Here is a 9,744-nt window from a genome sequence, read left to right as displayed (position 1 = left end):
CCGCCACTGGCTGGCTTGGGTCTGCTCTGGTGTTTGAAACGACTCAAGTGCCACCATTACCCATGGCGAAAAAGCAGTCTTCGTTGAGCGCTGCGTCATATGCCGCCTCGAACATAAATTAGTGGATTAAGGTTAGCATGCCTCATATTGTCATTGAGGGGTTAGCCGAACTTATCGACTAAAATAAAGTCGTTATACAGTAGCTAACTAATATGAGAGCAAAGCGCAGGAGGCGACAATGAGCGTAGTTAACGTCACTATGGCAGAACTGCATGAAAAGCTTTCAAAGTGCATTGCAGGCGAACGGGTACTGATCGACCACGAGGGAAATCGATTTAGCGCACGTATTCAACATGTAGGCTTCACGGGGTTAAAAGTCATTCCTGAAACGCAGATCAAAAACAGCACGGGTGACCCAGGCGATATCGACGGAGTAACCGTTCCTTATGATGATATTTGGGAACTTGAAGTCAAAGGCGTCGTGTATAGCCGCTTGGAAACGTGACCTTTTTTGCACACCCACTACTCAGTGGGCGTGCAATGGCAACATTCCAAAACTAAAAAGTTAACTCAATCCAGTGATAGGCGCTGCCTAGCTAGAAAGTCAGACAAATCTTGCCGAAGTGTTTGCCGGATTCCTGGTGGCGGAAGGCATCGGCAATGTCGCTCAGTGCAAACTCACGGTCAATAATTGGCTTCACATTAGCCGCTTCGATAGCACGAATCATCTCGATTTGATGACGACGACTACCCACAATAAGACCTTGCAGCTTAGCTTGCTTAGCCATCAGCTTGGCTGTTGGTATTTCGCCTTCCCGACCGGTTAGCACACCAATCAGCGCGATATGCCCGCCAATTTTCACCGCCTCAATCGATTGCGGCAGCGTACCAGGGCCGCCTACTTCAACAACATGGTCGACACCTTCACCATTCGTTAACGCCTTAACGGCCTTGCCCCATTCAGGCGTTTCTTTATAGTTAATGGTGTGTTCAGCGCCCAGTTCGCGCAGGCGGGTCAGTTTTTCATTAGAAGACGATGTGGCAATTACCCGCGCGCCCATCATCTTGGCAAACTGCAGCGCAAAAATGGAAACACCCCCGGTGCCCAGCACCAGCACGGTGTCCCCCGCTTTTAACCCACCATCAACGACTAGTGCCCGCCAAGCGGTCAAGCCTGCGGTCGTCAGCGTCGCAGACTCCGCATGACTATAACCTTGCGGCTGATGGGTGAACGAGGTAGCGGCGGCCACCACTTGCTCGCGAGCATAGCCATCAGTGCCATCCCCTGGCGTGGTGGTAAAGTCACCTACTCGCGCGGACCCTTCCAGCCAATCCGGGAAAAAGGTCGATACAACTGCATCCCCGACCGCGAACTCGCTAACGCCTTCCCCAACCGCTTCCACTACACCGGCACCGTCCGACATGGGAATACGGCCATCTGCGGTGGGAATCATCCCCGCCACCACGGCATAGTCATGAAAGTTAAGTGAACTGGCGTGCAGACGTACTTTAATTTCACCGGGACCAGGCTCACTTGGCGCCGTTAGTTCAACCACGTCCAGTTTAGCTAAACCGCCGGGCTCTCGAAGCTGAATGGCTTGCATCACTACCTCCTATTGAACACATGTCGTCAACAGTGACTAGTATTAAAAAGCCTAGTAAACGACTGGTCTAATATGAAATGAGGGCACTGGAGTCAGTATCAAGGCCAAGATCAAGATCGTGCCCCAAAAAGCCCCCGGACTGGCGCTGCCACAAGCTGGCGTAAATACCGTTCTGTGCCAGCAATTCTTGGTGAGTACCACTCTCCACCATACGACCTTCATCGACCACAATTAACCGGTCAAGCATCGCAATGGTCGAAAGTCGGTGCGCAATGGCAATCACCGTTTTGCCTTCCATCAGCGAATCGAGCTGCTCTTGAATCGCGGCTTCCACTTCGGAATCCAGCGCTGAGGTAGCCTCGTCCAACACCAGAATCGGAGCGTTTTTAAGCAGTACGCGAGCAATGGCAATACGCTGGCGTTGTCCACCGGAAAGCTTTACACCGCGCTCGCCGACATGAGCATCCAGCCCGCGGCGCCCTTTCGGGTCGACCAGCTCGTTGATAAACGTATCTGCGTGGGCGCGGCACACTGCTTGCCACACATCATCATCGCTGGCATGAGGGCTACCGTAGCGAATATTGTCTCTCAGCGAACGATGCAGCAACGAGGTATCCTGAGTCACCATGCCAATCTGATGACGTAATGAGGTCTGGGTAACATCAGCAATATTCTGTCCATCAATCAGGATACGCCCGCCCTGTAGGTCATAAAAGCGCAGCAAAAGATTGGCCAGGGTGGACTTACCTGCTCCGGATCGGCCAATCAAGCCAATTTTCTCGCCAGATTTAATCGTCAGGCTCAACCCGTCAAAGACGTTTTTACTTTCACCCTTCGCCTGGGCGTACTGAAAGCGCAGCGCATCAAACACAATTTCGCCATTGGGCACCGCGAGCGCTTTGGCATTGGGCTTATCTTTGATCGTGGGCTCCTGGGCGATGGTATTCATACCATCTTGCACCGTACCAACATTTTCAAACAGACCGGCCACTTCCCATAAAATCCAGTCCGACATAAAGCGGATACGCATCACCAGCGCGATAGCAATCGCTAACACGCCCAGGGAAATAGCGTCAAAATACCAAGCGCTGATCGCCATACCCGCCGTTCCCACTAGTAGCAACGTATTGAGCAGCGTCAGGCAAACGCTCATGATGGTGACTAGCCGCATTTGACGATGCACCGTGTCCATAAAACCTTGCATCGCATCCTTGGCGTAGCCCTGTTCACGTTCGGTATCAGCGAACAGCTTAATCGTTTGGATATTGCTGTAACTATCAACCACGCGCCCCGTCATCTGGGCACGGGCATCGGCCTGAGCCATCGAAACATCGCGCAGGCGCGGGACAAAAAAGCGCATAATGCCTAAATAGCCAACCAACCAAATTGCTAACGGCAATAGCAGCCACGGGTCTGCACGGCCTAATAAAATTGCCGCCCCAGTGAAGTACACAATGGCGTAAACCAGTAGATCCATCACTTTGGTGACCGTCTCACGAATGGCCAACGCTGTTTGCATGACTTTTTGCGACACTCGCCCTGCAAACTCATCCTGATAAAAGGCCAAGCTTTGGCTAAGCATATGGCGGTGAGAAAGCCAGCGGCCGATCATCGGGTAGTTACCGAAGATGCTTTGGTGGGTCACCAGAGACTGCGCCAGTACCAGTAGCGGCAGGCCGATAATCACTAACACGCCCACGCCTGCCAGCCAAAGCCCGTGATCCGACCAGAAATTCGCGCGTTCTACGTTACCCAGCCAATCGACCAAGTCGCCCATATAACTAAAAAACACCACCTCCGCCGCAGAAACCAAGGCAGTCGCGACCGACATCAGCAATAGCCACGGCCATACAGGGCGCGAAAAATGCCAAATAAACGGCAGCAGACCTTTCGGTGGCGTGGCAACCTCACCTTCGGGATAGGGGTTCACCCGCGTTTCAAAGTAACGGAACAGCGGCGCTAGCGTACGTGACAACATGGAAAGTCCTTTCGTTACCTTAATAGACCAGATGTAGTTAAGAAGATTGGCGACGCAATAGCCAACGAGCCCAAAAAGGGGCCAAGATCATCAGTGTGACCATACGCAGTAAGTGGTGAAATGCTACAAACACGGGGTCGATATTAAGCGCGACAGCAAGAATAGCCATTTCACCGATGCCACCGGGAGCCAGCGCTAATAGGGCTACGTCTCGGCGCACGCCCAACAGCTGATGGATCAGTTCAGCAAACAGTGCTAACACCACCAGTGCAAGCAGCGTCGCCACCCCCGACTGCCATAAATAACGCCCGAGCAGGCGTCGTGTCATGCCTTGAAAACGCGAGCCAATCGCGCTGCCCAACACCCATAACATGAGGTTCATTCCCCAACCAGGCAAGCTAAGGCTGGCCAGCCCAAACCCAGAAAGCAAGGCCGCCATAATAAGCGGCGCAAGTAACGCCGAACTTGGAATGCGCAGCCACCGGCCCACCGGTAATAAGAAAGGAATAGTGAGCAGCATCCAGCCGTGCTCAAGGGTAGCCTGGGCTGGCCCAATGTCACCAGCACCGCCTTCAAATGCCCAAAACAGAGGAGGAAGAAATAGGATGACGAGAATAATACGTAGCGACTGGGCAATGGCGATGCGTTGCGGGTCACCGCCACATTGATCGCCGAGCATGATCATTGCCGTCATGGCCCCTGGCGATGCACCAAACCAAGCACTGACCGGGTCGAAGCCACAGCGACGATACCACGCCGCAGCAACCGCGGTGGACGCCGCAACACCTGCCAGCAAGAGTGCTGCCGAGATTGGCCAGTCCAGTACACGATGGGCAAGTTGAGGGGTTACTTGACTGCCCAGCACCAATCCCATAACCGCTAAAAACACGTTGCGCAGCGGCTCCGGTACGCCAACGTTAATTCCTTTTGCCGATACCAGCAGGTTGGCAATCAGCGGGCCTAGCATCCAGGCTAGCGGTAAACCGGTGAGATGAAAAACGATGCCGCCCACGGCGCCTACGGCAAGCGATATGGATAGCGCTTTTGTGCTCCCTGCACTCAACATGACGCCCTTCACATCGACTCCCTATATCTAAAAACCCAGTCTCTACTGACGCAATAATTAACCTGCTAATAGCTCCAGTAGTTTAGCACTGAACCAACGGCTCGGGCTTCTATGATGGCTTAGGAATATCGCTTTTGTTGTTTAGCCCAGCTATTCAGAGGTTAACCTTAAATTTTTCTGCCATGTTAGCTGCAGCCAGCAATGGCGAATTTTCTCACTGCGGGGGCTAGTCACTATTTGATGCGGACAAGCCCGCGAGTGCTAAAACGGTGGGGATAACTTACCAGTTGAGAACAGCAGGAGGCTCGGTGAACGCTGAAGCTCTAGTCACAACACTGGAACAACATCGCCGAATTTACGGGCTACGTTAGTCAACTACCTAGCCCCTTACGGCATATGGCAGAAATAACGGGCGGTCTAAATGACCGCCAATAACTAAAGTGACGCCAATAGCCCTTTGATAGTAGAGGGTATATTCATTAGAAAATTAATGCTCTGACTTCAACTACCCTTGAATATTTTGACGTATAAACTTATCGACCTCTTCTGCCGTAGGGATACTACTGACAGCACCATGTTTCTGAACCGTAAGTGCTGCCGCCACAGCTGCCCTTTGCAAGCATGCTGATGGCTCTAGTCCCGCCTGCCGAGCCGCTAGGAAGTAGCCAACAAAGGTATCACCCGCTGCCGTTGTATCAATAGCTTTCACCTTTAAGGCCGCTTGAAAAAAGGTCTTCTTATTGTACTGATACCAAGCCCCTTCACTACCAAGCGTCAGAATGACCTCAGTATCTCCAAACGCTTCATCCAAACGCCTTAATATATCTGAAATTTTTGAGTCTATGGGCATACCCAATAAATGCAGCGCCTCGGTACGATTAAAGAAGAGTAACTGGCACTGGTTCAAAGGCAGCAATAAAATCTCTTCACTCATAGGGGCAGCGTTAAGCACCACCTTACAGCCATGACTCACCGCTAACGGGATAAGTTTATCAAGAGCATTGCACTCATTTTGAACAAGTACTGTATCGCCAGGAGTCGTTTTTGCCAGCAACGACAAAATCTGCTCTTCAGTAAAACCATGATTAACGCCGGAGAATAATAAAATAGCGTTTTCGCCACCTTGATCAACTTGGATAATTGCGCGCCCGCTTGGCTCAGCGGTAAGCTCAATATCGCTCACATCAACACCCGCTTGTTGCAACTCGTCAGTCACCCAGGCGTCCATTGAGCATACCCTGCCCCAGTGACTTACCCTTCCCTTGGCACGCGCTATCGCCAGCGACTGATTGGCTCCCTTCCCCCCCAATCCACTAATATATTCATCACTTTTGAGTGTTTCACCGGGACATACAAAATATGGCACACGATAAGTATGGTCGATATTAATTGAACCAAAGTTAAAAATCACTGGCACCGCTCCTCACTTTAGAGTTCAACTATTATTAACAACTTTAGCTGTATAAAGAATGTAGTTAAAAAATCAGCCAGCATTAACGCTGGCTGACCTAAAAACCTTGTTTAAAAAAAACCTCCTTAACTACCCCTCCAACACGAAGGGAGATACGTACTGATCAACATTATCCGGGGTGATCAGGATGCAGTCGTAGAGCTGCTTTTCACCATCAAGGCCAGTTTCGCCTGTACGAATATAACGGTCGGCGATTCGTGCCGCGTCCTCGGCAAAGACCGCTACCGGCTGCAGGACCGAATAGGCAAGCTCGCCAGCACGCACGGCATCAACAGCATCAGGGCTGCCATCAAATCCCCCAACGATCACATCATCCAGCTTGCCTTCCTGTTTCAATGCCACAATGGCACCTAGGGCCATTTCGTCATTACCGCTGATCACGCCGGTGATATCAGGGTTGGAGCGCAACATGCTCTGCATCTTGTTACGGCCTTCAGTACGATCCCAGTTGGCAATATCGGACGCCTTGCTGACCAGATCGGGATATTGGCTCAAGACGGTTTCATAACCATTGGAGCGAGTGGCAGCATTATTATCCGACGGCGGCCCCATCAACTCGACATAGGTGCCTTCACCGCCCAGTTGAGTGGCCCATTCCTGCGCACCAAGCGCCGCTCCTTGGGCGTTGTTGGAAACCAGTTGTACCTTGGCAAGGCCTTGCTGGTTGATCTCGGCATTAATAATGAACACTGGAATACCGGCATCCACTGCCTTGCGAACAGCACCAATCGAGCCATCGGCGTTCGCCGGGTCGAGAATGATGGCTTTCGCGCCATTGGTGATGGCAGTATCCACCTGGTTACTTTCCGTATTAGTGTCGCCCACATGAGAGCTTACGCTGGCTTCATACCCCAGCTCTTCCACCGTTCTTTCGGCGACGCTACCTTCTGTCTGCCAATAGGGGTTAGACATGTCGTTGACAATGATCGAGATCAGGCCCTTGTCCTGTGCGGCCAGAGATCCGCTGAAGAGTGCCGAGGCACCGACAATGGCGGCAAACAGGAGCTTTTTGCTTTTCGGTAACATGACGTTTTCCTCACTTTTGTGTTTATAGTGCGAGCTTCAAGCCGTTACGGCCATCCTTTCCTGCAGAAGACCACTCAGGTGGCTTTCGCTTTGGAAATTTCTTGAGGAGCTGATGAATCCGCCTTTTTGTCAGCGGGTTTTGTGGTGCTCTTTTTAGCGCTGTACTGAATGTTGTTCAGCATGACTGCAAAGACAATGACACTGCCAGTGAACACCATCTGCCAGTAGGCAGAGACACCGATAATGACCAGCCCATCAGCTAGGAACCCGATAACAAAGGCACCCAGCAAGGTGTTGCGTACCGTGCCACGACCTCCCATCAAGGACGCACCGCCGATCACAACTGCAGCAATAGCCGTCAGTTCATAGGTGGTGCCAGCTGTAGGGCCAGCAGAAGTCAACTGGGAAGCGAGCACTATGCCTGCCATTGCGGCACACATACCTGAGATGATGTAGACGGCAAGCTTGACGCGTTTGACAGGAACACCGGAGAGCTCCGCAGCGCGCGCATTGCCGCCGGTGGAATAGATCCAGCGCCCGAAGGGAGTGCGGCTCAGTGCCACCATGCAGACGGCGGCTACCACAAACAGAATCAGCACGCCCATCGGAATGCCGAACAGTTTGTTGAACCCGAGCCACTCGAAACCGGTATTACCCAGTGTCGGGTCGCCACTGAGCTGATTGAAGGTCAAGCCATCGGTCAGCAGCAAGGCCGCACCGCGAGCCACGTAAAGCATGCCCAAGGTGGCGACAAAAGCCGGTACCTGAAAGTAGGCAACCAGTACACCGTTGAGGGTGCCGACAAAGGCGCCCAGCAGGCACGTCAGCACAACCACCACCCATACGGAGGGGTAGAAGGCCAGGTCCAGTGATTCGATGTGTATACCTTCCAGCAACAAGCCGGCAAAGACGCCACATAGCGCCATGGTTGAACCTACCGAGAGATCGATACCTCCCGTAAGGATGACGAATAGCATGCCGATACCAAGCAGCCCGAACACTGCCACATGCGACGACATGGTCAGGAAGTTACCCGTCGAGAAATAGACAGGCGATAAGATCGAAAATACGATGATGATTGCAATCAGCGCGAAGAAGGCTCTGCCTTCAAGCAGCATATGGACAATATTGATTCGGCCTTTACCGCCGAGTAATGCATTATTATTGTGCTGAGACATGGTTGCTACCTATCCGATTTGAATGTTACACGGCTACCGATTCACCTGAAGCAGCCATAATCTCGTCCTTGGTTACGCCGGGCGAAAATTCTGCCGATATCCTTCCTTTGCTCATGACCAGGACACGGTGCGGTATGCTCAGGCATTCGCTGACTTCAGACGTCGAGAAAACCACGGCAAGCCCCCGGCGAGCGCCTTCGCTTAGCAACTTGAAGACTTCGGCTTTGGCACCGATATCGATACCCCGGCTGGGCTCATCCAGCATGATGACGTCGGGATGGGTAGCCAGCATCTTGCCAATAACGACTTTCTGCTGGTTGCCCCCAGACAGTGAGCCAATCGCGGCATCACCACCGTCCGTCTTGATATGGACGTTACCGATGGCAGAGGAGACGATCTTCTCTTCCAGTTCAGATGAGGTAAACAGTCGGCGCGTAAACTCACTAATGCTTGCCAGGGTGAGGTTTCGCCCCACGCTCATTGTCTGGACCAGTCCATCGCGTTGACGGTCTTCCGGCACCAATGCCAAGCCTTCGTTGATTCTCTGGGCGATGGTAAGGTGAGAGATATCGTGCCCGTTGAGAAGGATTTCCCCGCTTGCCTGCTGGGTCCGCCCCGCGATGCACTCCAGCAACTCCGTGCGACCGGCTCCCATCAACCCATAGATACACACAATCTCGCCGGCACGAAGATCGAGAGACAGGTCATCGACGACATAGCGGTCGTCAACATTGCTGTCAGACAGGGACAGATGTTTGATGGAAAGAGCAACATCCCCCTGCTCGTATCCAACGGGCGGTGAACCCAGGTCAAAGCTTTCCCCCACCATATTCGTGACAATCCACTGCAGGTCGATGTCTCGGCGCGGTGCATATGCAGTCATCACGCCGTCACGCAATACAACAGCGTGATCGGTAATCTGCAGCGCTTCCTCCAGGTGGTGTGATATGTAGACGATGGATACACCCTTCCTTTTAAGGTCCTCGACAACCTTGAACAGGGTCTCCACTTCCGATGCGCTCAGGGCCGACGTCGGTTCATCCATGATCAGAATGCGTGAGTTCTTGGACAGCGCCCGAGCAATCTCGACAATCTGTTGTTGCCCAACCCGAAGATCCTCAACGAGTGCCAAGGGGTCAATCGGCTCATCAAGCTCATCCATCAAGCGCTGGGTCTCTCGCGCCTCTTCCTGATAGTCAACGCTTCCGCTTGCCCTGGTGAGTTCGCGCCCCATGAAAATGTTGTCACGCACATTGAGATTCGGAGCCAGGCTCAATTCCTGATGGATAATAGTGATGCCCAGTGCTTCGGCATCCGCCGGCGAGGAAAAGTGTACCGCCTTGCCTTCAAGCACTATCTCTCCGGCAGTTGGGGCAATGACGCCTGATAGAACCTTCATCAATGTCGATTTGCCCGCGCCG

General features: G+C 52.7%; 8 protein-coding genes. 1 reads left to right on the top strand and 7 read right to left on the bottom strand.

The features are described 5' to 3' along the window. The first annotated feature begins 238 nt into the window (after positions 1-238). Positions 239-505, top strand: a complete 267-nt coding sequence (locus tag INT22_RS17825) for a hypothetical protein (protein WP_038477356.1) — start codon at positions 239-241, stop codon at positions 503-505. A gap of 91 nt (positions 506-596) precedes the next feature. On the opposite strand, the gene INT22_RS17820 is transcribed toward INT22_RS17825, so the two are convergent. From INT22_RS17820 to INT22_RS17790, 7 genes are all read right to left on the bottom strand, one after another. Then, positions 597-1,604 (bottom strand): zinc-dependent alcohol dehydrogenase family protein, encoded by a 1,008-nt coding sequence (locus tag INT22_RS17820; protein ID WP_193068664.1) that lies wholly within the window; start codon positions 1,602-1,604, stop codon positions 597-599. A 67-nt stretch (positions 1,605-1,671) separates the two neighbouring features. Beyond that, on the bottom strand, positions 1,672-3,582 hold the full coding sequence (locus tag INT22_RS17815; RefSeq protein ID WP_319022104.1) for an ABC transporter ATP-binding protein: 1,911 nt from the start codon (positions 3,580-3,582) through the stop codon (positions 1,672-1,674). 37 nt (positions 3,583-3,619) lie between these two features. Beyond that, positions 3,620-4,660, bottom strand: a complete 1,041-nt coding sequence (locus INT22_RS17810) for an AbrB family transcriptional regulator (protein ID WP_193068663.1) — start codon at positions 4,658-4,660, stop codon at positions 3,620-3,622. A gap of 493 nt (positions 4,661-5,153) precedes the next feature. Then, complete coding sequence (locus INT22_RS17805; RefSeq protein WP_193068662.1) at positions 5,154-6,059, bottom strand: ribokinase; 906 nt, start codon at positions 6,057-6,059, stop codon at positions 5,154-5,156. Positions 6,060-6,188: 129 nt separating this feature from the next. Further along, positions 6,189-7,145, bottom strand: a complete 957-nt coding sequence (locus INT22_RS17800) for a D-ribose ABC transporter substrate-binding protein (protein WP_193068661.1) — start codon at positions 7,143-7,145, stop codon at positions 6,189-6,191. 74 nt (positions 7,146-7,219) lie between these two features. Beyond that, the gene (locus INT22_RS17795; RefSeq protein ID WP_193068660.1) at positions 7,220-8,323 is read right to left on the bottom strand and encodes an ABC transporter permease; all 1,104 of its coding nucleotides are present in this window, start codon (positions 8,321-8,323) and stop codon (positions 7,220-7,222) included. Positions 8,324-8,348: 25 nt separating this feature from the next. Next, positions 8,349-9,744: sugar ABC transporter ATP-binding protein (locus tag INT22_RS17790; protein WP_193068659.1), on the bottom strand; the 1,396-nt coding region annotated here is incomplete at its 5' end.

The organism is Halomonas sp. 3D7M, from assembly GCF_014897885.1.
GTDB lineage: Bacteria > Pseudomonadota > Gammaproteobacteria > Pseudomonadales > Halomonadaceae > Vreelandella.
Note: the sequence above shows the minus strand (reverse complement) of the source record. Positions and strands in the feature narration are given on the sequence as shown.

Excerpts from the sequence above, each read along its gene's own strand:
- INT22_RS17825 (WP_038477356.1), top strand. The coding sequence starts at position 239 with ATGAGCGTAGTTAACGTCACTATGGCAGAACTGCATGAAAAGCTTTCA.
- INT22_RS17820 (WP_193068664.1), bottom strand. The coding sequence starts at position 1,604 with ATGCAAGCCATTCAGCTTCGAGAGCCCGGCGGTTTAGCTAAACTGGAC.
- INT22_RS17815 (WP_319022104.1), bottom strand. The coding sequence starts at position 3,582 with ATGTTGTCACGTACGCTAGCGCCGCTGTTCCGTTACTTTGAAACGCGG.
- INT22_RS17800 (WP_193068661.1), bottom strand. The coding sequence starts at position 7,145 with ATGTTACCGAAAAGCAAAAAGCTCCTGTTTGCCGCCATTGTCGGTGCC.
- INT22_RS17795 (WP_193068660.1), bottom strand. The coding sequence starts at position 8,323 with ATGTCTCAGCACAATAATAATGCATTACTCGGCGGTAAAGGCCGAATC.